Genomic DNA, 26526 nt, shown 5'->3' with positions numbered 1-26526 from the left:
CGGGGCTTACTTTTGAATGAGGTACTCGGCCGAGGCCATCACCAGGAGGATGGCGGCGGCCACGCGGTCGAGCTTGGCGCTGTCCGGGCTGGCCGCAGTGACGACCGTGGCCTTCAGCGCATCGGAGATGAGCTTGACCGTGGCCGCCGAGAGCTGGCCGGCACACATCAGCAGGTTGATGCGCGTGACCAGGGCATCGGCATCGGCCACGATGGCCAGCTCGTTGGCGTAGGTGGCCTTGATGTCGTAGCCGTTGTTGGCTGTGCTGGCGTTGTTGGGCAGCTCCGGGGCATTCACAAAAATGCCGTTGCGGATCACGCCCTGCATGTAGTTGAGGTAGCCGCCGACGCTGCTTTCGTTGACCAACTGAAACTCGGGCGCTACGGCCCCGGTGGCCGCCAGCGCGGTAGATGGAGGAACATACCCTGGGCGGAAGAAGTTAAACACCGATGGCGAGCGCAGCGGGCTTTGCCCCAGACGGGAGCCGGGGTCGGTCAGGTCGCCGATTTTCCAACTGCCCTGGGCCGAGTTCAGCCCGAAGGTGCGGCCCCATTGCACCAAGCGCAGCATGGGCTCGCGCAGCTTGCCAAAGCCGGGCTGGGTCAGGCCAGCGGGCGAGCGGGCTTCGTCGTCCAGCAGGATCGCCTGGACCACGGCGCGCAGGTCGCCCCGCACCCCTGCACCGTTGTTGTTGAAGGCCGCCGTCACGCGCGCCACGTAGGCGGGTGAGGGGTTGCTGGTGACCAGCCGCTGGATCAGCTGCTTGCCGATGAACGGGCCCACGTTGGGGTGGTTGAACAGGGTGTCCAGTGCTATCTGGAGCGCCGCTGCCCCGGGCGTGTTGGAGGGCACCGTGGTGCCGAGGAAGGTGGCCGCCAGGGTGGAGTGGCGCGATGCATTGAGCGCCATGGGCAGGCGCGCAAAGGTGGTGTTGGATACCACCCGTGATGTGCCTGGCACGGTGGTGGGCACATTCTGCGTCTGGTCGTAGTCGTAGCCGGTGAACACCCGTGCGAGGTTGGTCACATCGTCCATCGTGTAGCTGTCGATGGGTTTGCCTGCGCCGTTCTTCTTGGCGGTGCCGTCGGGGTTGAGCTCCACTAACCCGATAGTCATCAGCTGCATGATTTCGCGGGCGTAGTTCTCATCCGGTTGGCGGCCGGTGGCGGCGTTTTCCTTCTGGTTGCCCCGGGTGTTGAGGTAGTAGCCCATGGCCGCGTTCAGCGTTATGTCTTCCAGGATCGAACGGTAGTTGCCAAACGCGTTGTTGACCAGTTGGTCCCAGTACCAGGCCATGGCGTGGCAGCGCCAGGTGATGTCCACCCCGTTGAGCGAGACCACGCAGATTTCGGACAACGCCAGGGCCACCCGCTTGCGCAGGCCGTCGGGGGAGGTCATGAGCTGGTTCCAGATCATGTAGTCCGCCGGGTAGGAGTTGTCGTAGTAGGCGGTGTCGTTGCTGATGGCCGCGTAGCCACGCTGGTTCAGCCAGTCCCAGCCTGTCTGGCTGGCGGGTGTGCTGAACTGGGTGCGCAGCCAGTTGGCATAGGTGGTGGAGCGCAGTGCCGCAATCTCGGCGGTGGAGGCCGAGAACTGCGCTTGCAGCAGGAAACGGGCGGCTTCCTGGTCGGTGGTGGCTGCGGGGTAGGCGTAGTTGCCGACAGCGGGTGGTGGCGCAGGCGTCGGGCCGGGCGCGGGGCTGGGGGCAGGGGTGGGTGAGGGGCTGGGGGCAGGGGTGGGTGAGGGGGCCGGGCTGGGGGGCGTGGGCGCTGCGGGAGCCGGGCTCGGGTTAGCGGGCGTCGGTGCCGGTGCAGGCGCGGAGCCCGGAGGGGCGGTGATGGGGGCGTTGGCCGACGGGGTGTCCTCGCTGCCGCCGCCGCAGGCGGCCAGCGCGGCGGTGGATGCGAACAGCGCCGTCAGCAATGGGGTGTGGCCCCGCTCTGCCGGAGCGGGCTGCGTGGCGGTGGTGGGTGCGCCCTCTGCGTCCTCTGCAACCTGGGTGGCCAGAGGTTCCTCGTATGTGGTTTTCATGGTGATCGTGGTGAAACGCGCGCTGTTCAAGTGGCGCAGCCGCCACTTAATCACAGGGCAGGCGCAGGGCGGTGACACAAGTGTTACCAAGAGAAACGCCTCCTTGGGCGGGTGCTGCGGTCCTTGCGGCGAAATGATGGGCAATTGCAACACTTTGTGGCCTGCCGGGGGCGTGTGTTGCGTGGCAGCCCTTGTGGCGCGCGGCATGGCTCCCTGCCCGTCGGCCCTGTCCGTCAACCCCGTAGGCCTGGGCCCACGCACGCCGCTTGGCATGGACTACGGCCCACGGACTGATTCGTTTTTACAGTGAACCCATCGCCCCACGCAGTGTTTCCACGCATTCCGGGTGGATGGCCAGGGCGAGGTTTTTGAAGGATGCAACCATGAATGAAGACACCATCAAGGGCAATTGGAAGCAGTTCAAGGGCAAGATGATCGAGCAGTGGGGCAAGCTCACCAACGACGACCTGGATGTCATCGACGGCAAGCGCGAGCAGTTCCTGGGCAAGCTGCAGGAGCGCCAGGGCCTGGCCCGCGAAGCGGCCGAAAAGCAGCTCAAGGAATGGCAGGAACGCCACCCGGGCTTCCGCTTCAACGATTGACGGGCGGGTGCTGTACAGCCTGGTTTGTGCAGCCCGCCCATCGTCGCAGCAGCAGGCATGCCCTGCTGCTGCGCGCCGCACTGACTACCCCCGATGCCGAGGAGAACCCCATGCAATTCCCATCCGCACACACGCTGATCGCCGCCGTGGCCGCCGGTCTGGTGGCGACATCCGCCTTTGCCATGACACCGGCCGAGCACAAGGCCGCCAAGGACAGCATTGAAGCGACCTACAAGGCCGACCAGGAAAAATGCGATGCCCTGGCCGCCAATGCCAAGGACATCTGCCAGAAGGAAGCCAGGGGCAAGGAAAAAGTGGCCCAGGCCGAACTGGAAGCCCAGTAAAAACCCAGCCCCAGAAGCACCCAGAAGGTAGCCGAAGCGCGCGCTGCCGTTGCCTACGAAGTTGCCAAGGAAAAATGCGACGGCCTCAAGGGCAATGAAAAGGACGTCTGCGAAAAAGACGCCAAGGCCGCCCGCGTGAAGGCCAAGGCCGACGCCAAGGTGGCCGCTGTGCAGGCCAAGCCCGCTGGTAACCCGGCCGAGAAGGCGGTCGATCTGGCGGAGACCCGCAAGGAAGCCAACGCAGAAAAGAACGATGCCAACTACCAGGCGGCCAAGGAGCGCTGCGACGCGATGTCAGGCAACGCCAAGTCGGCCTGTGTGGACGACATCAAGCGCACGTACGGCAAGGGCGGATCACTGCCCCCGCGCAATTTTTCGCACAACGCCCCGCTCTGGCGGGGCTTTTTTGCGTGTGCAGGCAGGATTTGCCTGACTTGCATCAATACCGGGTCGCAGTGCGGGCTCTAAGCTGGGCCTTCCATTTTTTCCCGTTGTTTTTGCCGGACGGCAGAGGGATTGATACCCATGGCCCAACTCGAATGGTCGGACGCGCTGAACCTGGACCTGCCCCTGATGGACGACACCCACCGGGAGTTCGTCGATCTACTGTCGGTTGTGGCGCAGGCCGACGACGCGCAATTGCAGCCGGCGTGGCAGGCGCTGGTGGAGCACACCGACCAGCACTTTGGCCAGGAAGACGCCTGGATGGCATCCACCCGCTTTGCCTCGGGCAACTGCCACAGCATGCAGCACCGCGTGGTGCTGCAGGTGATGCGCGAAGGCGCAGCACGGGCTGCGCAGGGCGACCTGCAGGTGCTGCGCGTGATGGCGAGCGAGCTGGCCCTGTGGTTCCCCCAGCATGCGCAGAGCATGGACGCGGCGCTGGCCCTGCACCTGCGCCGCGTCGGGTTTGACCCTGTCACCGGCGTGGTGCACGCACCGCAGGCGCTGCCGGGTGAGCTGATCCACGGCTGCGGTGGCGCCACCTGCTCGGACGCGGGTGACGAGCCCGTGGCGGACAGCACAGACAACGCGCGGCAGGCCGCAGTGGCCTGAAGTCTCCGGCTTGCGAGGGCCTTCGCGCAGCGCGACTGCGCGGATGGGGGATGTGCGTTGCGCAGCCGCAAGCGTGCTTTTACCCGCGCGCGGGCGCCGCTTGTGTGGCATGCTGCCTTTTCTTTAGGCAAGTGTGGGCGGCATGGCCGCCTTGCTCCATGGCCGCAATCTCTTCCCTCGAAGCCCCGGTCGATGACACCGAGCGCCTGCAGGCCCTGCAGCGCTACGGGATTCTCGACACCCCGATGGAGCCCGCCTACGACGAGCTGGCCGACATTGCGGGCCATGTGTGCGAGGCACCCGTGGCCCTGGTGAGTTTTGTGGACCGCGACCGCCAGTGGTTCAAGTCGGCGCACGGGTTGCCCAATCGGGAGACGCCGCTCGACCAGTCCGTGTGCCGCTACGCCCTCCGGCAGCCAGATGTGTTCATCGTGCCCGACCTGGCCCAGGACGTGCGGTTTGCGCACTACGGCATCGTCACCCAGAAACACCCGCTGCGCTTTTATGCGGGCGCCCCCCTGGTCACGCCCGACGGCTACGCCCTGGGCACCCTCTGCGTGCTGGACCACCGGCCGCGCCAGCTGTCGCCGCGTGCGCAGGAGCTGCTCAGCGCCCTGGCGCGCCAGGTGGTCCTGCTGCTGGAGCTGCACCGCGCCAACGACCGCCAGGGCCAGATGCTGGCCGAACTGGACGCCGCCCGCCAGCAGATGGCCGTGCTGGCCCACACCGATGTGCTGACCGGGCTGGCCAACCGACGGTCCTTCACCGAACGCCTGCGGCAGGAGCAGGCCCTGCTGCAGCGGGGCAATGAACCCGCCTGCCTGTTGATGATGGACCTGGACCACTTCAAGCGCATCAACGATGTGCATGGCCACCATGTGGGGGACCAGGCGCTGCAGCTGTTTGCAGACCTTTGCCGCAGTGTGTTCCGGGCCTCCGACGTGGTCGGGCGCTGGGGCGGCGAGGAGTTTCTGGCCCTGCTGCCCGCCACAGGGCTGGAGCAGGCCCAGGCCGTGGCGCAGCGTGTGCATGCTGCGCTCGCCCAGCAGCCCCTGCCTGGCATCGAGCCCCCGCACCGGCTGTCGGTCAGCATGGGGCTGACGCTGTTTGACCCGCTGCGCCCGCTCGACGTGACCTTGCGCCTGCTCGACTCCGCGCTGTACACCGCCAAACGGGAGGGCCGCAGCCGCACGGTGGTGGTGTAGGGGATGATTGCTCATTTATTGATAGCTATCTGCGCTTTGTGGATGAGCGGAAAGCCTCTTTTTGACCATTGTTTTTGAGGTTGCAAAGCGTGTAAAAGCCCGGCATGTCCAGGCGGGCATGCCGGGCTCTGCCACGCAGGCGTGGGCAAAAAGCTTTCAGTCTCTCAACACCCCGGGCTGCGTGGCAGCAGCAGCGCTGCCATGCGCCACGACAGATCGCGCAGCGCGCGGTCTCAACACCCCGGGCTGCGTGGCAGCAGCAGCGCTGCCATGCGCCACGACAGATCGCGCAGCGCGCGGCGCAGGGCGGGCGACGGCGCGGTGGCTGCACTGGCCGTGCCCGGCACTTCATGGGGGCAGAAGGCTGCCTCCAGCACCTGCTGCTTGGCGCTGACCAGCGCCACCCGGTCCCGGGCGCGCAGCGCGCTCATCAGCTGGTCGCGGTGGCGCTGGACGCGGGCGGCCTCGGCCGCCGTCAGCGTCGTCGCCAATGCCGCCGGGGTGAGGGGGCCTGCGCCCCCTGGGCCCTGGGCCAGGTGCACGGCCCAGGTGCGAGGGGCTGGCAGGGTGCCGGGCTGCGGGCCCAGGGCTCCGGGTGTCATGCGGCCTCCGCGCGTGGGGTGACAGGGCGGGTCGGTACGGCGGGCGCGGCTGGTGTCGGTGGCATGGGCGAGGTGGGTGGTGTGGACGGTGGCTTGGGCGGCATGGGGCGGCCCGGCGTGCCGCCGCTCTGCGACAGCCCATACCAGTTCACCTTGCGCGTCAGCACCATCACCGCCGCCAGCACCAGGAAGAGTGCAATTGCGCCCACCACCAGCGCCGTCTGCTCCAGCTGCAGCAGCACATACAGCAGGCCATACAGCAAGGCAATGCCCGCCCCCAGCGGAATACCCCGCGCCAGGCTGCCCAGCATGTGGCTGGCGTAGTAGGCCAGCAGCAGCACACAGGCCGTGGCGGCCACCGCGTACGAGATGCCGAACGGCAGGTGCTCCGACAGGCTCACCAGCAGCAGGAAGAAGCTGCACAGCGCGCTGCCCACCAGCAGGTACTGCACCGGGTGCACGCGCAGCTTTTTCATCAGCTCGAACAGGCCCACGGCCACGAAGGTGAGCGCAATGAACAACACGCCGTACTTGGTGGCGCGGTCTGAGAGGGAATAGGGATTCACCGGATCGATGAAGGCCACGCTGAAGCTGTCGGCGCAGTCGCCCGGGCTGCTGCCGGGCGCATGGCCGATGCCGTCTTCAGCACCCGCCAGGCACACGCGCTTGCCGCTGGCCACATCGGCCTGCGCCGTGGTGGCCAGCGACGACAGGCGCCACTGGGCCGAGAAGCCGGTCTTCTTGACCTCGCGTTCGGACGGCAGAAAGCGCCCTGCAAACGAAGGGTGGGGCCAGCTGCTGGTCATCAGCACCTCGGTGTTGCCCCCCAGCGGGACAATGCCCAGGCGCTCCGTGCCCACCAGCTCCAGGTCCAGCGTGGCGGTCAGGCCATCGGCCTTGCCACGCACCGACTCCGGCAGCATCGCGTGCAGGCCCCGGCTGTACGTGGGGTGGAAGGTGCCGGGCTTGAGGGCCATGGCCTGGTTGCCCAGCGTGAGCTGCGCGGTGCGGATGCCGCGCGCATCGCCCACCGCCATCATCACCACGGGGGCGCCACACACCATGCGCGAATTCTTCATGGTGGTTTGTGGCAGCAGGCTGGTCAGTGGCCCCCACTGCGCCGTCACCTGGGCCTTGAGGTTGTAGGTGTTTACCTTATGCAGGCCGCGTGCGCGCTCTTCCATCGCGGCGCCGGTGCTGAGCTTGAGCTGCTCCGGCATGGCCGTGAGTAAGAACTCGCGCCGCTGCTCCACCTTGCGGCGTTCATCGCCCTTGCCGGTCTCCACTTCCCAACTCTCCACGCAGGCGCTGTGGATCATGGGGCCCATCAGCGTCTGCGGCCCGGCCAGGCTCTCGGCCACGCTTTGTGCGGTGATGCTGCGGTAACGCAGCCGGTCGCGCACCACATCTTCGATCAGCCCGAGGCCAAAAAGCAGCAGCACGGTGATGGCGGCCAGCGCCGCCAGTTTGGTGAACAAGGGGTGTTTGAGCAAAAGATCCTCCACAAGTGAATGTTGTGGGGGCAGTGTTGTGGCGTGCTGTGAGGGCGCTATGAAGTTTGTGAGGCGGGTGTGAAGTGGGGCCAGTGGCAGAATGGTTCTGAAGCCAGCCAGCCGATGGCTGGCGCATTGGAGAGATAGCCATGCAACGCGCTTCCCGCTTCATGCCCCCAGTCTCGCAACCGTCCGTGCCGTTGCCTTGGTCGGTCCGTCTTTTGGTGTGGACCGCATCCGCAGTCTTGCTCTGGGCCTTGTGGAATCATCCTGTCTTCGTGTGCGCTGCGGCCAGCGTTCTGTGGGTAGGGGCCGTTGTCTCCGGCGGGCGGGACCAAAAGCACTTCGCGCGGCTGGCGCAGGAGCGTTCGGGGGAATCGATCTGCCAGTTCGCCCGGTCCATCGACTGCCGCAGCGTGGACACCTGGGTGGTGCGTGCCGTGTACGAAGAACTCCAGGCCGGGTTGCCGGGAGCGGGCAGGTCGCTTCCGCTGCGGGTGACTGATCGGTTGCGGAAGGATCTGCGCCTGGATGTCGACGACCTGGACTTGTCGCTGGTTCCGGACATCGCCCAACGTGCGGGCCGCGACCTCTCGTCCACGCAAGGCAATCCGTTCTACGACAAGGTCGCCACGGTGGGCGACCTCGTGCATTTCCTCAACGCCCAGCCTCACCTCCAGGCCACTGCTGCTGCCTAGTCCATTGAATCATTGAAATTGGCGGTATCGTCGCTGCGGATCGTCGTACTTCCACTTGAATCGTCATGGATTTCCCCTTCCGAATGAGTTGATGAGAGAATGCACCTCCCGTCGTGGCACTCGGTTGCCGTTTGCCGCATGCGGCTAGTTCGGGACGGGGAAGTCCCTTTCATTCGTTAAGAGGCTGCAGATGCCCAACCCAAGGTCGCGACCATTTCGCTTTGTTTTCCTATGTGCGACCTGGTTTGCAGTCCTTGGACCGGCCGTAGCAATGCCGATCCCAGCTATGCTTAGTCTTAGCTATACCGTAGGTGGCGTTCCAGCCGCTTTAGCGGGTGCCCTTTTTGCGTTCTTCTACAAGCCAGAAAGCCATCTGCAATCAAGATCTTCTCGTGCAGCACTGGGTGGCGCCGTTTCGTCCGCTTCTACGTTCGTCTCAACGTTTTTGTTTTTCGGGTGGTTCTACGGCGTGCAAGACCCTAAGCATGAACTTTTCTCCTTTGGCATACTTCCCGGCTTAGTCTTGCTTCTCTCCTGGCCGATAGCATTGGCACTTTTTGCGCTGTTTTCAGGAGCCGTTTGTGCGTCTCTGCTGCCAAAGCGCGCCCTTGCTCTATGCGCGGTCGTTCGAGCTGCGCCCTCTCAAGAAACACCAGATAACTGATTGATTTTCATGGTGTTTTCAGGCGGGGTAGTCGGTGGGAATGAGCTGCATGCCCATAGCCTTGGCCTTCTGGGCGAGGTTGTGCAAGACGCGCTGGCGGTAGCGCTCCTCGAAGTAATCCTGCCCTCGGTCGGTGTATTCCTGCCCTTGGGTCAGCATGGCGTAGATCAGGCGGGCCAGCTTGCAACCTCTCCGACACGCAGACCAATCCCTTTTACGACAAGGTCAACACCGTGGGCGACCTCGTGCACTTCCTGAATGCCCAGCCCCGCCTCAAGGTGGCGGCCGCTTAGAGGCCCCAAACACCAGCTCCACCCGCAGCCCCGGCGCCGTGTTGCGCACCACCATCTGCCCGCCGTGCAGCGCCATCACACGCTGCACAATCGCCAGCCCCAGTCCCGATCCACTGCGCTCCCCGCCCGGCCGCGCGGTGGTGAAAAAGCGCTCGCCCAGGCGCGGCAGCGCGTAGTCGGGCACGCCAGGGCCGCTGTCCTGCACGGCCACCGTGGCGCCGTCCAACTCCACCCGCACCGTGCTGCCCGCAGGTGCAAAGTCGATGGCGTTGTCCAGCAGGTTGGTCAGCGCCAGCGTCACCAGCTCTGCCTCCCACGGGCCGCTGGTGCCGAGCCCTTCCAGTGCCAGGCTGATGCCGCGCTGCCCGGCGCGGGCGCGGGTCTGGGCAATGGCGGCCTCGGCGCAGTCGTGCAGCGCCACGGGCGCGCGGCCTTCGGCATGGTGGCGCTGCTCCAGCTTGGACAGCTCCAGCAGCCGGTCGATGATGCGCTGCAGGCGCTCGCTTTGCTGCACCACCTGGGTCGCGAATTCGGCGCGGTCGGCGGCGGGCAGCTCGTCCTGCAGCAGCTCGCCTGCGCCCCGGATGGCGGCCACGGGGCTCTTGAGTTCGTGCGTGAGCGCGCGAACATAGCCCTCGATGTAGTCGCGCCCCTCCAGCCGCGCGCGCATGCGGTCCATGGCGCGGGCCAGGTCGCCCAGCTCGCCGGGCACCTCAGGCACGGCCAGGGCCGTGGGGGGCGGAAGAGTCGGGTCGTGGCGTTCGCCATCGGCGGGGCCCTGCACGCTCAGGGCGTAGTCGCGCAGGCGGCGCACGTTCCACACCATCCACAGTGTCACCGCCACGCCCACGACGGCCGAGAGTGCCAGCAGCAACAGCCCGCCCATGAACACCTTGCGCTCGGCCCTGTCGATGAAGCGCTGCACCGTGCGCGTCGGCTTGGCCACCGTTAGCACACCCGCGATCCGCTCCTGCACGTAGATGGGCGCGGCCACATGCATCACGCCGCTGGTGTCGTCATCTTCCACATCGCGCGTAGAGCGTGCGCCGTACTCGCCCCGCAGCGTGCGGGCCACGTCGCGCCACTGCGAGTAGTCGGCGCCGATGGCGCGGTTCTCCGAGTCGAACAGCACGCGCCCCGTGGTGTCGGTCACATAGATGCGGTAGTCCAGCGACTGCTTGGAGAAGCCCCAGATCGCCGCGTCGATGGGCCGCGTGGCATAGCGGCGCACATGCTGCGCAAACGGACTGGTGCTGCTGTTGTCAGCCCCCGCCGCCAACCGCCCGGCGGCCAGGTCTTCGCTGGCCAGCTCGGCCAGGATGTTGGCCGTGTCCACCATCATGTCCTCCATCACCTCGCGCACGCTGGGCTTGATCTCTGCCATGAACACGCGCAGCACAAAAAACGCGGCGATGCCGTTGATGAGGAAGAAGGCGAACAGCAGGCGGATGCCGAGGCGCATGGATCAGTGGACCCTTTTGTAAAAACAGTAGCTGCAAAGGATTGCTGGGCGCGCGCAGACGGCGGATTTCATGCCTTTTTTACCCCCGCAAGCGAACGCGGTAGGTCGAGGACCGGCCAGGGTTCTGGTTCTGCTCCTCGCGGCCTTCAAACACGAGGCTGCGGGTGGCTGCATCCCATTGCATCGGCTCCAGGGTGTAAGGGTTGCGCAATTCCTCGGGTGACTGTGCCAGCCACGCGGGCATGTCGGGCGGGGCGACCTGTTCTGCGGCGGCGCGGTGCTGCAGGAGGACGAGGCGGCGGTAGCCGTCGATGTCTGTCACCCGCTGGGCGTAGCCCTGGTAACTGGGCGCCGTGATCGCCGCCAGACATGTTCCCGTGACATTGCGCAAGCGTTTCCAGGGCAGACACGCTCCATCATCTTCCAGTTGCTGCATGAGTGTGGAGAAAGCTGCGTCCTGTCGCGGGGCAGGCATGCCGTGAATGGTGTGCACTTGCTGCAGGTAGTCGAGCGAGAGATTGAGCGTCTGTCTGGGTAAATAGGCCCAATTGCTCGCTTTGCTCAAAAGGCGTTGCCACCATGTGGGGGGTGCGTCCCATGGACTGGTGAACAAATTAACGGTTTTGTACATATAAAAACCGCTGGCAACAAAACGCATTTCCCCCTCCATGGCTGACCCCAAGGACTCGGTCGGCACGGAAAGAAGTTCTTCGATCGCTGTGGACACAGCCGCAGGTGTTGGCGATGCTGTTTGTGCGCTCGCATCGCTGAACCAGCGCAATTCGCGGTGCTGCATGGCCAGCGCGATCATGGAGGCAATCAGGCTGTTGGAGTTGCTTGCCAGGCGGCTGCGTAGTTGGGCGGCCTGGCGGGCGATGTCCACGGTCTGTTGCGGCTGCCCGTGCATCCATTCCAACGCGGCCTGGGCCAGCAAAAGTTCATGGGCGCGCACCAGGAGCGCATAGGGCGGGAATTCGGCCAGCAGGTAAAAAGGGGCGGGGTTGCTGAACTGCGGGGCACTGGCTGCTGCCGCCAGCCGTTGCAGCAGGGCCTGGTGGTTTTTCGCCAAGGCCTGCACTTTATCGCCATGTTTCACAAACCAGGCAAAACAATCCGGTTCGCCGACTGGGCAACGCAGCCGGTCGGGCAGTACGTCACCCAACGTGGCCTCGGTTGCAATCGACGGAGGCATCCCTTCCTGCCGGTCGCCATGGGCCTCCACCCAGCGCCTGCGCTCGATTTCGCGCGCCAGGCGCTGGCGGCCCAGTGCCATGGCATCACCGATGGCATCGCCCCCGGCGGGTGCGTCCAGCCCCATCAAGATTAAATAGCCGTTGCCCTCCAGGGATTGCTCGGTGGGCGGCGTGTACTGCAGCGCGCGCTGGGCCGCCTCGGTCAAGGCGTCGTCGTTCCAGTTGGCAATGATCAGTGCGGCCAGCCACACGGCGGCCAAGCCCCCCAGGGCCAGCATCAGCCAGCCCAATGCTTTCAAGCAACGGCGCAAGTACTTCATAAAAATAGATAGCTATAAACCCAATACCGACGAGCGGTAGGGCCGCTTTTTATTGCACATCGAGGCAATACCCCATGCCCCGGTGCGTGCTGATGTATTCACTCGCCGGGTCCACCTCGCGCAGCTTGGCGCGCAGGGTTTTGATGTGGGTGTCCACCGTGCGGTCGGTGCTTTCGCTGTCGTCGCCCCACGCGGCGGCCAGCAGGGCGTCGCGTGAATGGATGCGGCCTGCGCCGCGCAGCAGGTGGGACAGCAGGCGGTACTCGCGCCGGGTCAGTGGCAGGGCCTGGCCGCGCAGGCTGATGCGCTGGCCCGTCTCGTCGTCGTGGAACAGCGCGGCGGCCGTGGCGGCGGGCGCTGCCGGGTGGCCGTTGCCGTTTCCGTGACCCGCGCGGCGCAGCAGCGCCTTCACGCGCGCGGCCAGTTCGCGCGGGCTGAAGGGTTTGGTGAGGTAGTCGTCCGCGCCCAGCTCCAGGCCCAGCACGCGGTCGATTTCTTCGCCGTGGGCGCTGAGCATGAGCACGGGCAGGGCGGCGGTGGGCGGCGCATTGCGCACGTCGCGCAGCAGGTCCAGACCGCTGCCGTCGGGCAGGCCCACGTCCAGCACCAGCAGGTCAAAACGTGTGCGCTGCAGCTGCAGGCGCGCATCGTTCACCAGCAGGCTGTGCGTCACCAGCAGCCCGTCGCGTTCCAGCGCATAGGCCACGGTGCGGGCGATGGCGGGGTCGTCTTCGAGGAGCAGCAGGCGGGCAGACATGGACGGTCAGCGCGCGATCAGTACGGGGAAAATCTTGCCCAGCCCGTCCGCCATCACCTCCACCGCCAGCGCGGCCAGGATCAGGCCCATCAGGCGGGTCATCACATTGATGCCGGTCTTGCCCAGCACGCGTGCAATCGGGTCGGCCAGCGAAAAACACACGGCGGTGGCCAGGGCGATGACCACGCCGTAGCCCACCAGGGTAGCGGTCTGCCACACGCCCTGGGCGCGGTCGGCGTAGATCACCACGGTGGACATGCTGGCCGGGCCGGTGAGCAGCGGGATAGTGAGTGGCACCACGGCAATGCTGCTGCCCGCTGCGGCTTTCTCTGCCCCTTCTTCGTATTCATTGGTGCTGGGCTTGGCCTCGGCGGGCTGGGCGTTGAGCATGTTCATCGCGCTGATGAGCAGCAGCATGCCGCCGCCCACCTGAAAGCTCTGCAGCGAGATGTTGAAAAAATCGAGGATCTGCAGGCCCAGCAGCGCACAGGCCGCGATCACGCAGAACACGCTGAAGCTGGCCACCCGGATGGTGCGGCGCCGCTGCGCGTACGAAAAGCCCTGGGTGTAGTGGATGAAGAACGGGACGATGGCCAGTGGGTTCACGATGGCCAGCAAGGTAATGAGCGGTTTGAGATCCATCAACGGCCTCCGGAGACTTCTAAAAGGGACATGGTGGTGTAAGGCGAAGCATCCGACATCAGCCACACGATGGCCTCGGCCACTTCTTCGGCCGTGCCGCCGCGCAACATGGGCACCTGGTGGGCCAGGTCGCGCACGCGGTCGGGCAGGCCGCCGCTGGCGTGGATGTCGGTTTCAATGAGGCCCGGGCGCACGGCGTTCACACGGATGCCTTCGGCCGCCACCTCGCGCGCCAGGCCCACGGTGAAGGTGTCGATGGCGCCCTTGGCCGCCGCGTAGTCCACATACTGGTGGGCCGAACCCAGGCGTGACGCGGCGCTGGAGACGTTGACGATGGCCCCGCCAGCGCCGCCATGGCGCGTGCTCATGCGGCGCACAGCCTCGCGGGCGCAGATGAAGCTGCCGATCACGTTGATGTCGAACATGCGGCGCAGGCGCGCCACGCTCATCTCGTCCACCCGCTGGGTGGTGTCCACCACGCCTGCGTTGTTTACCAGTGCGGTGACGCGGCCCAGTTGCGCGTCGATGGTGGCAAACATGGCCAGCACCTGGGCTTCATCGGCCACATCGGCCTGCACGGCCAGCGCGGTGCCGCCTGCGGCGCGGATCTGCTGCACCACCGCATCGGCGGCGGCCTGGTTGCCTTGGTAGTTCACCGCCACCGCCCAGCCCTGGCGTGCCGCCAGCAGGGCGGTGGCGGCGCCAATGCCTCGGCTGGCACCGGTGATTAAGGCGATCTTGTCCATGAAATCGGGGTCTCCTGCAAGAATGGCGCATTGGAACAGGTTCTGGGTGCTGCGGGCAGCGGTTTGCAGCAGGCGCACCTCCACTCCGGCGCATTTTTATCAAGGAGATTGCAGCATGGGACAGTTTGTCGATCTGACTTCGGGTGACGGTTTTGTGTTTCCGGCCTGGGTGGCCCAGCCCGATGCCGCACCGCGTGGCGCCGTGGTGGTGCTGCAGGAGATTTTTGGCGTGAACTCCCACATCCGCGCCGTGGCCGACCGCTTTGCGGCGCGTGGCTACCTGGCGGTGGCGCCTTCGACCTTCCACCGTGTGAAAACCGGCGTGGAGTTGGGCTACACCGGCGACGACATGCAGGCTGGTATGGGCCTGAAAGCGGCGGTGGAGGCGCTGCCCGCCCCTGGCGTGATGCCCGACATCCAGGCCGCCATCGACTACGCCGCCGCGCAAAGCGGCCGCAAGGTGGGCATCGTGGGCTTTTGCTGGGGTGGGCTGCTCACCTGGCGCGCGGCCTGCACGCTCAATGGCCTGTCGGCCGCCGTGCCCTACTACGGCGGTGGCATGACCAGCCCCGACGAAGCCGCCCGCCAGCCGCGCGTGCCCGTGCTGGCCCACTTTGGCGAGCGCGATCACTGGATCCCCGTGGACAGCGTGCAGGCCTTTGCCCGCGCGCAGCCGGGGGCCGAGGTGCACATCTACGCCGCCGACCACGGCTTCAACTGCGACCAGCGCGGCAGCTACGACGAGCCTGCGGCCATGACCGCGCGCGACCGCACCCTGGCGTTCTTCGACAAGCACTTGGCCTGAGACAACCAACACCCACCTATCAACGCATCTACCCGGGGTTGCCATGGAAAAATTCAAGCTTTTTGGGCCCCTGGCGTGCATCCAGCAAGCGCTGATAGCTATTTTTTTGGTAGCAATTGGCACCAGCGCCCATGCGGCCGACTACACCGGCCCCCTGTTCGACGCGCACCTGCACTACAACGAGGAAGCGTGGGACGGCAAAACCGGCCCCCACCCGCCCGCTGATGTGCTCGCGCGCATGAAGGCCAGCGGCGTGCGCGCCATCGTGGCCAATTCGCGGCCCAACGCGGGTTCGCTCACGCTGGCGCGCCTGCCGCAGACGCGTGAGGCGGGCGTCACCGTCGTGCCCTTTGTGCGGCTGTACCGCAACCGGGCGGACTACACCGGCTGGTTTGCCGACGAGAGCATCTACACCATGGTGCAGACCGAACTGGCGCGCGGCACGGCGGCCGGGCCCTACCGGGGCATTGGCGAGTTCCACCTGTACGACAGCGCCAATGCCAACGGCCCCGTGGCCCAGAAGCTCATGGCCCTGGCCGAAGAGCGTGACCTGGTGGTGTTGGCCCATGTGGACGATGTCGCCATCGACCTGCTGATGGCCCACACCCCGTCGAAGGGGCAGAAGGCGCGCCTGATCTGGGCCCACACTGGCATCGGCGGCGCGCCGGTGGATAGGGTGGATGCGCTGATGGCGCGCTACCCCGGCCTGGTGGGCGAACTCTCGTACCGCCCGGGCCTGGTGTGTGACGACAACCAGCTGTGCCCCGCCTGGCGTGCGCTGCTGCTCAAGTACCCGACGCGCTTCGTGATCGGCTCGGACACCTGGGTGAACCAGCGCTGGCAGCACTACGAAAGCCTGATGCAGGGCTACCGCCAGTGGCTGGGCGGCCTGCCTGCCGATGTGGCGCGCAAGGTGGCGTGGGACAACGGGGCGGGGTTGTTCGGTGTTGGTGTGGCCCGACCATAGGGCACTGGAGCATATGACCCTTCCTGTTTTTGAGTGACGCCCGCCGATAGGGGCGCTGACCCTAGCCAGGGATGCCAAGCAAGGGCCGCCCCGCAGCGAGGGCATCGTCCCCCTTCCCGAATCGCGCAGCGATTCGAGAGAAGGGGGAAGCGCCGTAGCCGCTCAGGGGGTTGTCACCGAGTCCTCGCCAGATACCGCTTGCGCCAGAACAGCAGCACCAGCGACAGGGCGATGAACACCATCGATCCCAGCGCCCACCAGAAGCCGTCGGCCTTGTGGATCAGCGGCAGAAACTCGAAGTTCATGCCGAAGATGCCCGCGATCAGGTTCAGCGGCAGGAACACGGCGGTGAGCGCCGTGAGCGTGCGCATGATGTCGTTGGTGCGGTTGCTTTGGACCGAAAAATGCATCTGCACGGCGGTTTCAGTGCTTTGCTCCAGCCGCCGCACGTGGTGCACCACACGCTCGATGTGCTCCAGCACGTCGCGGCTGCGCACCTTCAGCAGGTCCAGCTCGCGCAGGCCTGCGGGGGTGTCGGGCAGGGTCCAGGTTTCCAGCGCGTCAATCCAGTCCTGCACGGCGGTGCGCTGGTCTTCGCAGATTTCGTCGAGCATGTGCAGCGACAGGCGCGCTTCGAGCAGCGAATTCCAGTTGACGTAGCGCGCGCGGGGCCTGAGCAGTTCGGTCTGCCAGTGGTCCAGCTGGCGCGTGAGCTCGCGGCGCAGGTCCAGGTAGCCGTCCACCATCTGGTTGACCACGCGCAGCATCAGGTCGGCCGGGCCGGTGGGCACGCGGGCGCCGGCCGCCGGGTTGCTGCGGCCCTCGCCGTTGGTGCTGGCCGCGGGCACCGAGGCCAGCAGCCGCGTGGCATAGGCATCGCGCACGGCGCAGTCGCTGGGGTGCACGGTCAGCAGCAGCTGGTCGAACACGGCAAAGCCCACGGGGCTGGTGTCGATGCGGCGCAGCACGGGCGGGCCGCTGCGGCGCGCGGGGTTCTCTGCCGGGGCAACAGGCGCTGGGGCCGGGGGCTGGGCCGCCCCGTCGCCCTGCGCCGTGGCCAGGCGGCGAAACACCAGCAGGTCGTACTGCGAGGTGTAGTCGTAGTGCGAGGGCAGCTGGGCGTTGAGCAGGTCGGACACATGCAGGTCCACCAACTGCAGCCCTGCCAGGGCCTGCAGGCTCGCCTGGATCTCGGTCAGCCGCGCCTGGAACACCGGGCGCGCGCAGGCGATCCAGACAAAACCCTGGGCGGGCATCTGTGCGGGCAGCTCGGCCAGCTCCTGCACGCCGCCGCTGTGGATGTGGAAGATGCGCATGAACAACAAGGCCCCGGATTTGTGGTCAAAAATGGCTTATGCGCGCGCTGGGTAAGCGCTGGTAGCTATTATTTTTGAAGTTTCCGGGCAACGTCGCGGGCGAAGTAGGTCAGCACGCCGTCGGCGCCCGCCCGCTTGAAGGCCAGCAGGCTTTCCATCATCACGGCATCGTGGTCCAGCCAGCCGTTGGCGGCGGCGGCCTTGATCATGGCGTACTCGCCGCTCACCTGGTAGGCGAATGTGGGCACCTTGAACTCGTCCTTCACGCGGCGCACGATGTCCAGGTAGGGCATGCCGGGTTTGACCATCACCATGTCGGCGCCTTCGGCGATGTCGATGGCGACTTCACGCAGGGCCTCGTCGCTGTTGCCGGGGTCCATCTGGTAGACGTTCTTGTCGGCCTTGCCCAGGGCGCCGCGCGTGCCCACCGCGTCACGGAAGGGGCCGTAGAAAGCGCTGGCGTACTTGGCGCTGTAGGCCATGATGCGGGTGTGGATGTGGCCTTGCACCTCCAGCGCCTCTCGGATAGCGCCGATGCGCCCGTCCATCATGTCGCTGGGGGCGACGATGTCCACGCCCGCCTCGGCATGCGTGAGCGCCTGGCCGGTGAGGATCTCCACCGTCTCGTCATTGATGATGTAGCCGGTGGCGTCCAGCACGCCGTCCTGGCCGTGGCTGGTGTAGGGGTCCAGTGCCACGTCGGTCATCACGCCCAGGTCGGGGAATTCTTTCTTCAGTGCCCGCACCACGCGCGGGATCAGGCCGTCGGGGTTCAGGGCCTCCTTGCCGTCCGGTGTCTTCAGGGCCGGGTCGATGGCGGGAAAGAGCGCCAGCACCGGGATGCCCAGCTTCACGCAGTCTTCGGCCACGGGCAGCAGCAGGTCCAGGCTCAGGCGCTCCACGCCGGGCATCGACGCAATGGCCTCGCTGCGGCCTTGGCCCTCGTGCACAAACACGGGGTAGATCAGGTCGTCGGCGGTCACCTGGTTCTCGCGCACCAGGCGGCGGGTGAAGGCGTCGCGGCGCAGGCGGCGGGGGCGGTTCTGGGGGAAGGGGGCGGGGCTTTGGAGGTGCATCATTGGATTATGAAGCCCCCCCCTGTGCTGCTTGTCGGCGCCTCGGTGCCGCCGCCAGAGGCGTTGGCCCTCAGCCCCTCGAGGGGGACGCACCCCTGGACCGGCACAGCCGGATCCACGGGTGCACTGGGGTGAGGCGCGCTCCATCGAAAGGAAAGGCGTGCACGGTGGGCCATTGGGGTAGGGAGGCTCCGCGCTGGCGGAGTCTGTTGCGAGATGCGGCGCCACTTTGCATGCTCTGGTATTGCCGCTTGTAACAGCGTGTGCCCGGTGCTAAATTGGCGCTGGGCGGCTTGCTGCCCCCCGCTTTCCTCCCTGAGCGGGGCCTCGGATTGCAGCAATGCAAAACAGGCTTTCCTGGCCCGGCGGATAGCCGGGCTTTTTTTGTCCGGCCCTCGGCTGTGGCAAAGCTTGCTGGAACGTAAACTGCACCCATGCTCTGGGTCAAAGCCTTTCACATCGTTTTCGTGGCCAGCTGGTTTGCTGGCCTTTTCTATTTGCCACGCATCTTCGTGAACCTGCAGATGGTGGCACCGGGCTCGGTGGCCGAGCGCGACCGGCTGCTCTTGATGGCGCGCAAGCTGCTGCGCTTTACCACCTTGCTGGCGGTGCCTGCACTGGCCCTGGGCCTGTGGCTGTGGATGGGCTATGGCATCGGCCGGGGCCCCGCGTCACAGGGAAATGGCTGGATGCACGCGAAGCTGGCCGTGGTGCTGCTGGTGATCGGCTACCACCATGCCTGCGCCGTGCTGCTGCGCAAGCTGGCCGACGGCAACTGCCGCAAGAGCCACGTGTGGTTCCGCTGGTTCAACGAGGCGCCCGTGCTGCTGCTGCTGGTGGCTGTGGTGCTGGTGGTCGTCAAGCCTTTCTGAACCGGTGCACAAGACCTCCGCCTGGCCGCTCGCGCTGATCTACACGGCGCTCATCGTTTTTGCGAGCCTGTTCCCGTTTGACGGCTGGCGCGCGCAGGGCATCGACCCGCTGGTGTTCCTGCTGGCCCGCCTGCCCCCGCCGTACTGGACGGGGTTTGACGTGGTCACCAATGCGGCCGGTTATGCGCCGCTGGGCTTTTTGCTGGTGCTGGGCATGCTGCGCTCTGGCTGGGGCCGGGGGGCGGTGCTGCTGGCCACGCTGGTGGGCGCGCTGCTGTCGCTGGCGCTGGAGTTTTTGCAGATCTACCTGCCCCGGCGGGTGCCATCCAACCTGGACCTGCTGCTCAACATCGGCGGCACCCTGGCGGGCGCCCTGAGCGCGGCGCTGCTGGAGCGTCTGGGTGCGCTGGACCGCTGGAGCGACTTCCGCTCGCGCTGGTTTGTCTCGGACGCCAGCGGGGGGATGGTGCTGCTGGCGCTGTGGCCGATGGCACTGCTGTTCCCGGCGGCTGTGCCTTTTGGGCTGGGCCAGGTGCTGGAGCGGCTGGAGGCGGCGCTCATCGAACTGCTGGCCGACACCCCGTTTCTTGACTGGCTGCCCCTGCGCGAGGCCGCGCTGGACCCGCTTTCGCCCAGTGGAGAGCTGCTGTGCGTCACGCTGGGCCTGCTCATCCCTTGCCTGCTGGGCTACTGCGTGATCCGCCAGATGGGGCGGCGCGCACTGTTTGCGCTGGGCGTGGTGGTGGTGGGCGTGGTCCTCACGGCACTGTCGGCCGCGCTGAGCTGGGGCCCGGTGCACGCCTGGGAATGGATGAGCCTGCCCGTGCGCGTGGGCGTGTGGGGGGCGCTGGCGCTGGCGCTGCTGCTGGTGGCCCTGCCGCGCCGGGCCTGCGCCGCCGTGCTGCTGCTGGCGCTGGCCTGGCATCTGGCGCTGCTCAACCAGGCGCCCACCAGCGCGTACTTTGCCCAGACCCTGCAGATCTGGGAGCAGGGGCGCTTCATCCGCTTTTATGGTCTGGGGCAGTGGCTGGGCTGGCTGTGGCCTTATGCCACGCTGCTGTATGTGCTTTTGCGGGTGTCCCGGCGGGATGCGCAAACTTAAAATGCCCGGATGAGTGACACCTCCTCCGCACCGGCCGCAGCGCCCGGCTACTACCAGCGCCATATCTTCTTCTGCCTGAACGAGCGCACCAACGGCGAAGACAGCTGCGCCCACCACAACGCCCAGGCGGGTTTTGACCGCTGCAAGGCCCAGGTCAAGGCGGCCGGGCTGGCAGGCGCAGGCAAGGTGCGTGTGAACAAGGCCGGTTGCCTGGACCGCTGCGCGGGCGGCCCCGTGGCCGTGGTCTACCCCGAGGGCACCTGGTACACCTATGTGGACGCGGCCGACATCGACGAGATCGTCGAATCGCACCTCAAGAACGGCCAGGTGGTGGAGCGCCTGGTCACACCGGCGGAACTTGGCCGCTGATGCGGGCTCCATCCCTCGTCTTTTTTGAATGATTTTGGCTGCTTGCGCCTGATGGATAAGCGTTTGTAGCTATCAATAGAGTAGCAATCCCGTGAATGCCCAGACCGAACGCCTGACCCTGTCCGGCCCCGCAGGCGCCATCGAGGCCGTGCGCGACAGCGCCGCGCTGGCCGAAGGGGCCGCCCCCCGGGGCGTGGCCATCATTGCCCATCCCCATCCGCTGTTTGGCGGCACCATGGACAACAAGGTGGTGCAGACCCTGGCGCGTGCCTTTGTGCAGTGCGGTTACACGGCCGTGCGCTTCAACTTCCGGGGTGTGGGCGGCACCGCAGGCGTGCACGACGACGGCCGGGGCGAGCTCCAGGACCTGCTGGCTGTGGTGGAACAGGTGGCGCCCGTGGCCGAGGGCCAGCGCATTGCGCTGGCGGGCTTCTCGTTTGGCGCGTTTGTCACCAGCCACGCGCTGGCCACGCTCTGGCCCCAAGGCAGGGTGGACCAGGCCGTGCTGGTCGGCACCGCCGCCAGCCGATTCACCGTGGCCCCGGTGCCGCCCGACGCCCACCTGCGCACCCTGGTCGTGCACGGCGAGGCAGACGACACCGTGCCGCTGGCGTCCGTCATGGACTGGGCGCGGCCCCAGATACTGCCTGTCACAGTCATCCCGGCGGGCGGGCATTTCTTTCACGGACAATTGCCGCTTTTGAAGAATCTGGTGGTCCGCCACCTGCAATCGGGCGCCTGAGGGGGCGGCCCGGGCTTTTCGGGCCTTCTTCCCCTCTCTGCGCGTTTCTCTTTTTCCTCTTTTTCTGAGCCTCTCCAGCCCCCTATTGCCCCATGAAACGAATCCTGTCTGCGTTGCGATCCCTGGCCGTCTTTGCTGCGGTGGCCCCGGCTGCCTTCGGCGCCCTGGCCCAGGCACCCCAGCCCCCCGAAATCGCCGCGCGCACCTACATGCTGGTGGATGTCACCGCCAACCAGGTGCTGGCCGCCAAGGACATCGACGCGCCGGTGGAGCAGGCCTCGCTCACCAAGCTCATGACGGGCTACCTGGTGTTTGACGCACTGCGCGCCAAGAAGATCGCGCTGGACCAGAAGCTGCCCGTGAGCGTGCGCGCCTGGAAGATGCCCGGCTCGCGCATGTTCATCGACCCCAAGATGCAGGTGCCGGTCGAAGACCTCATCAAGGGCATGATCGTGCAGTCCGGCAACGACGCCACCATGGCCCTGGCCGAAGGCGTGGGCGGAACGGCCGAGAACTTCGTCAAACTCATGAACGACCAAGCCAAGGCCCTGGGCATGAACGGCACGAGCTACAAGAACCCCGAAGGCCTGACCGAACCTGGCCACACCACCACGGCGCGCGACCTGTCCGTGCTGGCCATGCGCCTGATGAAGGACTTCCCGGAGTACATGCACTATTACTCCACCAAGCAGTACAGCTACCCCGGCACGCCCGCATCGAACGGCAACAACCGCAATTCGCTGCTGTTCCGCGATCCGACGGTCGACGGCCTCAAGACCGGCCACACGGCTGCCGCCGGCTACTGCCTGGTGGCCACGTCCAAGCGTGACTTCCCAGGCGTGGGCCAACGCCGCCTGCTGTCCATCGTGCTGGGTGCAGCGAGTGAAAACGCGCGCGCGAACGAAAGCCAGAAGCTGCTGAACTGGGGCTACACCGCGTTCGAAGCCGTTAAGCTGTTCGATGCGGGCAAGCCCGTGGCCACCCCCGCCGTCTGGAAGGGCAAGGACAGCGTGCTGAAGATCGGCCGCGAAGAGGCCATCGTCGTGGCCGTGCCTGCGGGCAGCGCAGGCAAGGTCACCACCCAGATTGCCCGCCCCGACCCGCTGGTGGCGCCTTACACCAAGGGCCAGCCTATCGGCACCCTGAAGGTGATGCTGGGCGAGCAGGTGGTGGGCGAAGTGCCCCTGCTGGCGCTGGAAGGGGTAGAGCAGGCGGGCATCCTGGGCCGGGCCTGGGATGCGATCCGCCTGTGGATAAAGTAGCAAGACCCTCCCCCTGAGGCGCTGCCGCGCCTTCACCCCTTCTATCGAATGGCTGCGCCGCTCGGGAGGGGGGCACCGCCAGCGCACGCAAGCGAAACGCCGTTGCGCAACCCGGCGACCCTTGCGCGGTGGTCTTGGTTGGGGGCGGCGCGCTTTCGGCGGTTGTGGGTGGCGCTGCTTCACGCCGCAGGGGGCCTGGACAGGAAGAGAACTCTTGCTGTGCCCAGGGGAGAAGCCTCGTACCGCTTGCCCGTTCAGGGGCTTGCTGCTACATTAGAAGGCTTTTCGGAATTTCCGAAGGGTTTCACGTTTTCGTTTTTTACGTTTAGGGACGTATTTCATGCCAACCATCAATCAACTGGTCCGTCAGGGGCGCGAGGTCGAAAAGACCAAGTCCAAGAGCCCTGCGATGGAAAACTCTCCACAGCGCCGCGGCGTGTGCACCCGTGTGTACACCACGACGCCTAAGAAGCCTAACTCCGCTCTGCGTAAGGTTGCCAAGGTGCGCCTGACCAACGGTTTTGAGGTGATCTCCTACATCGGCGGTGAAGGCCACAACCTGCAGGAACACAGCGTGGTGCTGGTTCGCGGCGGTCGTGTGAAGGACTTGCCCGGTGTGCGTTACCACATCGTGCGCGGTTCGCTCGACTTGCAAGGCGTGAAAGACCGCAAGCAAGCGCGCTCCAAGTACGGCGCCAAGAAGCCCAAGGCCAAGTAAGCCCTGCGCTTTTTTGCAAAGAATTTTCGGTGCTGTTCCCCGCGTGGCGCGGTGATGCAGCGTAGTGACCCCAAACGCAGGTGTTCTGCGCGGGTCGAGTAAGTGGGAGTTTTAATGACTCTCGCGGTGTCTGAAAAGACGCCAACTGAAGCAAAGATAGAGGTAAAAAATGCCACGTCGTCGCGAAGTCCCCAAACGTGAAATCCTGCCGGATCCCAAGTTCGGCAATGTAGAGCTGTCCAAATTCATGAACGTGATCATGGAAGGCGGCAAGAAGGCAGTTGCAGAGCGCATCATTTACGGCGCCCTGGAGCTGATCGAGAAGAAGCACCCCGATAAGGACCCTCTGGAAGCCTTCACCGTTGCCATCAACAACGTGAAGCCCATGGTGGAAGTGAAGTCCCGCCGCGTGGGCGGTGCCAACTACCAGGTGCCCGTGGAAGTGCGTCCTGTCCGTCGTCTGGCCCTGTCCATGCGCTGGATCAAGGAAGCCGCCCGCAAGCGTGGCGAAAAGTCGATGGCCCAACGCCTGGCCAACGAACTGCTGGAAGCCACCGAAGGCCGTGGCGGCGCCATGAAGAAGCGTGACGAAGTGCACCGCATGGCCGAAGCCAACAAGGCATTCAGCCACTTCCGCTTCTAAATCGACGAATCGCTTCGTCGCCAAGCGCAAGGCTGCCGGCATTTTTGCCTGCAGCCTTGTGGCGATTGAGGTGGTCACAAAATTGACGGGTCGCAGCGCCACAATGCTGCACCCTTCCCCTGAATAACACGACCCATCCAAGGATCCACCATGGCTCGCAAGACTCCCATCGAGCGCTACCGCAATATCGGTATCTCGGCCCACATTGACGCTGGCAAGACCACGACCACCGAACGTATCCTGTTCTACACGGGCGTGAGCCACAAGATTGGTGAAGTGCACGACGGCGCTGCCACCATGGACTGGATGGAGCAGGAACAAGAGCGCGGCATCACGATCACCTCGGCTGCCACGACCTGCTTCTGGAAGGGCATGGACAACTCCTACGAAGAGCATCGCTTCAACATCATCGACACCCCCGGTCACGTGGACTTCACGATCGAAGTGGAACGTTCGATGCGCGTGCTCGACGGCGCCTGCATGGTGTATTGCGCCGTGGGTGGCGTGCAGCCCCAGTCGGAAACCGTCTGGCGCCAGGCCAACAAGTACAAGGTGCCGCGTCTGGCCTTTGTGAACAAGATGGACCGTACCGGTGCCAACTTCTTCAAGGTCTATGACCAGATGAAGCTGCGCCTGAAGGCGAACCCCGTGCCTGTCGTGATCCCGATCGGTGCCGAAGACAAGTTCACCGGCGTGGTCGATCTGCTCAAGATGAAGGCTATCCTGTGGGATGAGGCTTCCCAGGGCATGAAGTTCAGCTACGAAGAAATTCCAGCTGATCTGGTCGCATCCGCCAAAGAATGGCGCGAGAAGATGGTGGAAGCGGCTGCTGAAGCCTCTGAAGACCTGATGAACAAGTACCTGGAAGAGGGTGACTTGACGGAAGCCGAGATCAAGTTCGGTCTGCGCACGCGCACCATCGCCACGGAAATCCACCCGATGCTGTGCGGTACCGCGTTCAAGAACAAGGGCGTGCAGCGCATGCTGGATGCCGTGATCGACTACCTGCCAGCACCGACGGACATTCCGGACGTGACGGGTACCGACGAAGACGAGCAGCCCGTGACCCGCAAGGCGGACGACGGCGAGAAGTTCTCGGCCCTGGCGTTCAAGCTGATGACCGACCCGTTCGTGGGTCAGCTGACCTTCGTGCGCGTGTACTCCGGCGTGCTGACCAAGGGCGATACCGTCTACAACCCCATCAAGGGCAAGAAGGAACGTATCGGCCGTATCGTGCAGATGCACGCCAACGAGCGCATGGAAGTCGAAGAAATTCGCGCTGGTGACATCGCTGCCTGTGTGGGTCTGAAGGACGTGACCACCGGTGAAACGCTGAGCGACATCGATTCCCAGATCATTCTGGAGCGCATGGTGTTCCCTGAGCCTGTGATTACCCAGGCCGTGGAACCCAAGACCAAGGCCGACCAGGAAAAGATGGGTATCGCTCTGCAGCGCCTGGCCGCAGAAGATCCATCGTTCCGCGTGAAGACCGATGAAGAATCGGGCCAGACGCTGATCGCCGGTATGGGCGAGCTGCACCTGGAAATCATCGTGGACCGCATGAAGCGTGAATTCGGCGTGGAAGCCAACGTGGGCAAGCCCCAGGTGGCATACCGCGAAACCATCCGCAAGACGGTGGAAGAAGCCGAAGGCAAGTTCGTGCGCCAGTCCGGTGGTAAGGGTCAGTACGGCCACGTCGTGCTCAAGATCGAACCCAACGAAGCCGGCAAGGGCAACGAGTTCGTGGACGCGATCAAGGGCGGTGTGGTTCCTCGCGAATTCATCCCGGCCGTGGAAAAGGGTTTCAACGAAGCCGTGACGCAAGGCGTGCTGGCTGGTTACCCTGTGGTGGACGTCAAGGTTACGCTGCACTTCGGTTCGTACCACGATGTGGACTCGAACGAACTGGCGTTCAAGATGGCTGCTATCTTCGGTTTCAAGGAAGGTTGCAAGAAGGCCGGTCCAGTCATTCTGGAACCCATGATGGCCGTGGAAGTGGAAACGCCTGAAGACTACGCTGGCAACGTGATGGGCGACCTGTCCAGCCGTCGCGGCATGGTGCAGGGCATGGACGATATCCCGGGCGGCGGCAAGGCCATCAAGGCCGAAGTGCCCCTGTCTGAAATGTTCGGCTACTCCACGACCTTGCGCTCCATGTCGCAAGGCCGCGCCACCTACACGATGGAATTCAAGCACTACAGCGAAGCCCCTCGCAACGTGTCTGAAGCCATCATGGCAGCACGCGCCAAGTAAGTAAGCACTTCGCCCGGGCCTCTTTGGCCTGGGCTTTGTTTTGTCTGCGATCCGGTGCCACCCTGTTCCCTGTGCGGGGTGATTCAGCAACCAGATGCAGACGTAAAACCACTACACAGGGATTGCTCTTTGGAGAATTGAAATGGCAAAAGGTAAGTTTGAACGCACCAAGCCCCACGTCAACGTGGGCACGATCGGCCACGTGGACCATGGCAAGACGACCCTGACGGCAGCGATCGCTACCGTGCTGTCGGCCAAGTTTGGCGGCGAAGCCAAGGCCTACGACCAGATCG

The 26526-nt window shown here is 65.4% G+C and carries 26 protein-coding genes and 1 pseudogene; 16 read left to right on the top strand and 11 right to left on the bottom strand.

Annotated features, from left to right (window positions below; translation table 11 throughout):
• Positions 1-6: 6 nt before the first annotated feature.
• The gene (locus ACYZGB_RS18610; RefSeq protein ID WP_462390358.1) at positions 7-2031 is read right to left on the bottom strand and encodes a DUF1800 domain-containing protein; all 2025 of its coding nucleotides are present in this window, start codon (positions 2029-2031) and stop codon (positions 7-9) included.
• Positions 2032-2414: 383 nt separating this feature from the next.
• Here ACYZGB_RS18610 and ACYZGB_RS18605 point away from each other — a divergent pair, with 383 nt between their 5' ends.
• The 4 genes and pseudogenes from ACYZGB_RS18605 (at position 2415) to ACYZGB_RS18590 (ending at position 5238) form a co-directional block, all read left to right on the top strand.
• Complete coding sequence (locus ACYZGB_RS18605; RefSeq protein WP_063460191.1) at positions 2415-2633, top strand: CsbD family protein; 219 nt, start codon at positions 2415-2417, stop codon at positions 2631-2633.
• A gap of 110 nt (positions 2634-2743) precedes the next feature.
• Positions 2744-3325 (top strand): annotated as a pseudogene (locus tag ACYZGB_RS18600) (hypothetical protein); the annotation flags it as partial.
• Between the two features lie 177 nt (positions 3326-3502).
• The gene (locus tag ACYZGB_RS18595; protein WP_462390357.1) at positions 3503-4033 is read left to right on the top strand and encodes a hemerythrin domain-containing protein; all 531 of its coding nucleotides are present in this window, start codon (positions 3503-3505) and stop codon (positions 4031-4033) included.
• A gap of 158 nt (positions 4034-4191) precedes the next feature.
• Complete coding sequence (locus ACYZGB_RS18590) at positions 4192-5238, top strand: GGDEF domain-containing protein (protein WP_462390356.1); 1047 nt, start codon at positions 4192-4194, stop codon at positions 5236-5238.
• 233 nt (positions 5239-5471) lie between these two features.
• On the opposite strand, the gene ACYZGB_RS18585 is transcribed toward ACYZGB_RS18590, so the two are convergent.
• Positions 5472-5840, bottom strand: coding sequence for a hypothetical protein (locus ACYZGB_RS18585; protein WP_462390355.1), 369 nt, complete (start codon positions 5838-5840; stop codon positions 5472-5474).
• Positions 5837-7333, bottom strand: a complete 1497-nt coding sequence (gene creD, locus ACYZGB_RS18580) for a cell envelope integrity protein CreD (protein ID WP_462390354.1) — start codon at positions 7331-7333, stop codon at positions 5837-5839. The genes ACYZGB_RS18585 and creD overlap by 4 nt, the downstream gene beginning before the upstream one ends.
• A gap of 149 nt (positions 7334-7482) precedes the next feature.
• On the opposite strand from creD, the gene ACYZGB_RS18575 reads away from it, so the two are divergent.
• Complete coding sequence (locus tag ACYZGB_RS18575; RefSeq protein WP_462390353.1) at positions 7483-8031, top strand: hypothetical protein; 549 nt, start codon at positions 7483-7485, stop codon at positions 8029-8031.
• A gap of 682 nt (positions 8032-8713) precedes the next feature.
• On the opposite strand, the gene ACYZGB_RS18570 is transcribed toward ACYZGB_RS18575, so the two are convergent.
• The 6 genes from ACYZGB_RS18570 to ACYZGB_RS18545 all read right to left on the bottom strand — a co-directional run bounded on the left by ACYZGB_RS18570 (position 8714) and on the right by ACYZGB_RS18545 (position 14108).
• The gene (locus ACYZGB_RS18570; protein ID WP_462390352.1) at positions 8714-8854 is read right to left on the bottom strand and encodes a hypothetical protein; all 141 of its coding nucleotides are present in this window, start codon (positions 8852-8854) and stop codon (positions 8714-8716) included.
• 114 nt (positions 8855-8968) lie between these two features.
• Positions 8969-10450: a two-component system sensor histidine kinase CreC gene (gene creC / locus ACYZGB_RS18565; RefSeq protein ID WP_462390351.1), complete on the bottom strand. Its 1482-nt coding sequence runs from the start codon at positions 10448-10450 to the stop codon at positions 8969-8971.
• Positions 10451-10529: 79 nt separating this feature from the next.
• A complete protein-coding gene (locus tag ACYZGB_RS18560) occupies positions 10530-11921 on the bottom strand; it encodes a hypothetical protein (RefSeq protein WP_462390350.1) in 1392 nt (463 codons plus the stop codon).
• A gap of 91 nt (positions 11922-12012) precedes the next feature.
• Positions 12013-12720 carry a winged helix-turn-helix domain-containing protein gene (locus ACYZGB_RS18555; protein ID WP_462390349.1) on the bottom strand — a complete coding sequence of 236 codons (708 nt, stop codon included), beginning with the start codon at positions 12718-12720 and terminating at the stop codon, positions 12013-12015.
• 6 nt (positions 12721-12726) lie between these two features.
• Positions 12727-13362 (bottom strand): MarC family protein, encoded by a 636-nt coding sequence (locus ACYZGB_RS18550; protein WP_057228413.1) that lies wholly within the window; start codon positions 13360-13362, stop codon positions 12727-12729.
• Positions 13362-14108 (bottom strand): SDR family oxidoreductase, encoded by a 747-nt coding sequence (locus tag ACYZGB_RS18545; protein ID WP_462390348.1) that lies wholly within the window; start codon positions 14106-14108, stop codon positions 13362-13364. Before ACYZGB_RS18545 ends, ACYZGB_RS18550 begins: the two co-directional genes overlap by 1 nt.
• 115 nt (positions 14109-14223) lie before the next feature.
• Between ACYZGB_RS18545 and ACYZGB_RS18540 the strand changes: the two genes are divergently transcribed.
• Positions 14224-14913, top strand: a complete 690-nt coding sequence (locus ACYZGB_RS18540) for a dienelactone hydrolase family protein (RefSeq protein ID WP_462390347.1) — start codon at positions 14224-14226, stop codon at positions 14911-14913.
• A 43-nt stretch (positions 14914-14956) separates the two neighbouring features.
• On the top strand, positions 14957-15880 hold the full coding sequence (locus tag ACYZGB_RS18535; protein WP_462390346.1) for an amidohydrolase: 924 nt from the start codon (positions 14957-14959) through the stop codon (positions 15878-15880).
• A 173-nt stretch (positions 15881-16053) separates the two neighbouring features.
• Here ACYZGB_RS18535 and ACYZGB_RS18530 read toward each other — a convergent pair whose 3' ends face one another.
• Positions 16054-17196, bottom strand: a complete 1143-nt coding sequence (locus ACYZGB_RS18530; protein WP_462390345.1) for a magnesium transporter CorA family protein — start codon at positions 17194-17196, stop codon at positions 16054-16056.
• A 68-nt stretch (positions 17197-17264) separates the two neighbouring features.
• Positions 17265-18272: a porphobilinogen synthase gene (gene hemB, locus ACYZGB_RS18525; protein ID WP_462390344.1), complete on the bottom strand. Its 1008-nt coding sequence runs from the start codon at positions 18270-18272 to the stop codon at positions 17265-17267.
• Positions 18273-18706: 434 nt separating this feature from the next.
• On the opposite strand from hemB, the gene ACYZGB_RS18520 reads away from it, so the two are divergent.
• The 9 genes from ACYZGB_RS18520 to ACYZGB_RS18480 form a co-directional block, all read left to right on the top strand.
• A complete protein-coding gene (locus tag ACYZGB_RS18520) occupies positions 18707-19144 on the top strand; it encodes a CopD family protein (protein ID WP_462390343.1) in 438 nt (145 codons plus the stop codon).
• 4 nt (positions 19145-19148) lie between these two features.
• Positions 19149-20246 (top strand): VanZ family protein, encoded by a 1098-nt coding sequence (locus ACYZGB_RS18515; RefSeq protein WP_462390342.1) that lies wholly within the window; start codon positions 19149-19151, stop codon positions 20244-20246.
• 9 nt (positions 20247-20255) lie between these two features.
• Positions 20256-20615 (top strand): (2Fe-2S) ferredoxin domain-containing protein, encoded by a 360-nt coding sequence (locus ACYZGB_RS18510; protein ID WP_462390341.1) that lies wholly within the window; start codon positions 20256-20258, stop codon positions 20613-20615.
• A 91-nt stretch (positions 20616-20706) separates the two neighbouring features.
• Positions 20707-21357 carry an alpha/beta hydrolase gene (locus ACYZGB_RS18505; RefSeq protein ID WP_462390340.1) on the top strand — a complete coding sequence of 217 codons (651 nt, stop codon included), beginning with the start codon at positions 20707-20709 and terminating at the stop codon, positions 21355-21357.
• 92 nt (positions 21358-21449) lie between these two features.
• Positions 21450-22619 (top strand): D-alanyl-D-alanine carboxypeptidase family protein, encoded by a 1170-nt coding sequence (locus tag ACYZGB_RS18500; RefSeq protein ID WP_462390339.1) that lies wholly within the window; start codon positions 21450-21452, stop codon positions 22617-22619.
• 340 nt (positions 22620-22959) lie between these two features.
• Positions 22960-23337: a 30S ribosomal protein S12 gene (rpsL, locus tag ACYZGB_RS18495; RefSeq protein WP_015012185.1), complete on the top strand. Its 378-nt coding sequence runs from the start codon at positions 22960-22962 to the stop codon at positions 23335-23337.
• A gap of 169 nt (positions 23338-23506) precedes the next feature.
• On the top strand, positions 23507-23980 hold the full coding sequence (gene rpsG / locus ACYZGB_RS18490) for a 30S ribosomal protein S7 (protein ID WP_005798541.1): 474 nt from the start codon (positions 23507-23509) through the stop codon (positions 23978-23980).
• 150 nt (positions 23981-24130) lie between these two features.
• Complete coding sequence (gene fusA / locus ACYZGB_RS18485; RefSeq protein WP_462390338.1) at positions 24131-26233, top strand: elongation factor G; 2103 nt, start codon at positions 24131-24133, stop codon at positions 26231-26233.
• A gap of 142 nt (positions 26234-26375) precedes the next feature.
• Positions 26376-26526 (top strand): GTP-binding protein (locus ACYZGB_RS18480; protein ID WP_255577894.1); only part of this gene is annotated, 151 nt, incomplete at its 3' end.

The sequence above is a fragment of the Acidovorax sp. Q11 genome, from assembly GCF_054950075.1.
The sequence above is the reverse complement of the archived record's forward strand: the minus strand, read 5'-3'. Positions and strand labels throughout refer to the sequence as shown.

Excerpts from the sequence above, each read along its gene's own strand:
- ACYZGB_RS18610 (WP_462390358.1), bottom strand. The coding sequence starts at position 2,031 with ATGAAAACCACATACGAGGAACCTCTGGCCACCCAGGTTGCAGAGGAC.
- ACYZGB_RS18605 (WP_063460191.1), top strand. The coding sequence starts at position 2,415 with ATGAATGAAGACACCATCAAGGGCAATTGGAAGCAGTTCAAGGGCAAG.
- ACYZGB_RS18595 (WP_462390357.1), top strand. The coding sequence starts at position 3,503 with ATGGCCCAACTCGAATGGTCGGACGCGCTGAACCTGGACCTGCCCCTG.
- ACYZGB_RS18590 (WP_462390356.1), top strand. The coding sequence starts at position 4,192 with ATGGCCGCAATCTCTTCCCTCGAAGCCCCGGTCGATGACACCGAGCGC.
- ACYZGB_RS18585 (WP_462390355.1), bottom strand. The coding sequence starts at position 5,840 with ATGACACCCGGAGCCCTGGGCCCGCAGCCCGGCACCCTGCCAGCCCCT.
- ACYZGB_RS18575 (WP_462390353.1), top strand. The coding sequence starts at position 7,483 with ATGCAACGCGCTTCCCGCTTCATGCCCCCAGTCTCGCAACCGTCCGTG.
- ACYZGB_RS18570 (WP_462390352.1), bottom strand. The coding sequence starts at position 8,854 with ATGCTGACCCAAGGGCAGGAATACACCGACCGAGGGCAGGATTACTTC.
- creC (WP_462390351.1), bottom strand. The coding sequence starts at position 10,450 with ATGCGCCTCGGCATCCGCCTGCTGTTCGCCTTCTTCCTCATCAACGGC.
- ACYZGB_RS18560 (WP_462390350.1), bottom strand. The coding sequence starts at position 11,921 with ATGCTGGCCCTGGGGGGCTTGGCCGCCGTGTGGCTGGCCGCACTGATC.
- ACYZGB_RS18555 (WP_462390349.1), bottom strand. The coding sequence starts at position 12,720 with ATGTCTGCCCGCCTGCTGCTCCTCGAAGACGACCCCGCCATCGCCCGC.
- ACYZGB_RS18550 (WP_057228413.1), bottom strand. The coding sequence starts at position 13,362 with ATGGATCTCAAACCGCTCATTACCTTGCTGGCCATCGTGAACCCACTG.
- ACYZGB_RS18545 (WP_462390348.1), bottom strand. The coding sequence starts at position 14,108 with ATGGACAAGATCGCCTTAATCACCGGTGCCAGCCGAGGCATTGGCGCC.
- ACYZGB_RS18540 (WP_462390347.1), top strand. The coding sequence starts at position 14,224 with ATGGGACAGTTTGTCGATCTGACTTCGGGTGACGGTTTTGTGTTTCCG.
- ACYZGB_RS18535 (WP_462390346.1), top strand. The coding sequence starts at position 14,957 with ATGGAAAAATTCAAGCTTTTTGGGCCCCTGGCGTGCATCCAGCAAGCG.
- ACYZGB_RS18530 (WP_462390345.1), bottom strand. The coding sequence starts at position 17,196 with ATGCGCATCTTCCACATCCACAGCGGCGGCGTGCAGGAGCTGGCCGAG.
- hemB (WP_462390344.1), bottom strand. The coding sequence starts at position 18,272 with ATGCACCTCCAAAGCCCCGCCCCCTTCCCCCAGAACCGCCCCCGCCGC.
- ACYZGB_RS18520 (WP_462390343.1), top strand. The coding sequence starts at position 18,707 with ATGCTCTGGGTCAAAGCCTTTCACATCGTTTTCGTGGCCAGCTGGTTT.
- ACYZGB_RS18510 (WP_462390341.1), top strand. The coding sequence starts at position 20,256 with ATGAGTGACACCTCCTCCGCACCGGCCGCAGCGCCCGGCTACTACCAG.
- ACYZGB_RS18500 (WP_462390339.1), top strand. The coding sequence starts at position 21,450 with ATGAAACGAATCCTGTCTGCGTTGCGATCCCTGGCCGTCTTTGCTGCG.
- rpsL (WP_015012185.1), top strand. The coding sequence starts at position 22,960 with ATGCCAACCATCAATCAACTGGTCCGTCAGGGGCGCGAGGTCGAAAAG.
- rpsG (WP_005798541.1), top strand. The coding sequence starts at position 23,507 with ATGCCACGTCGTCGCGAAGTCCCCAAACGTGAAATCCTGCCGGATCCC.
- fusA (WP_462390338.1), top strand. The coding sequence starts at position 24,131 with ATGGCTCGCAAGACTCCCATCGAGCGCTACCGCAATATCGGTATCTCG.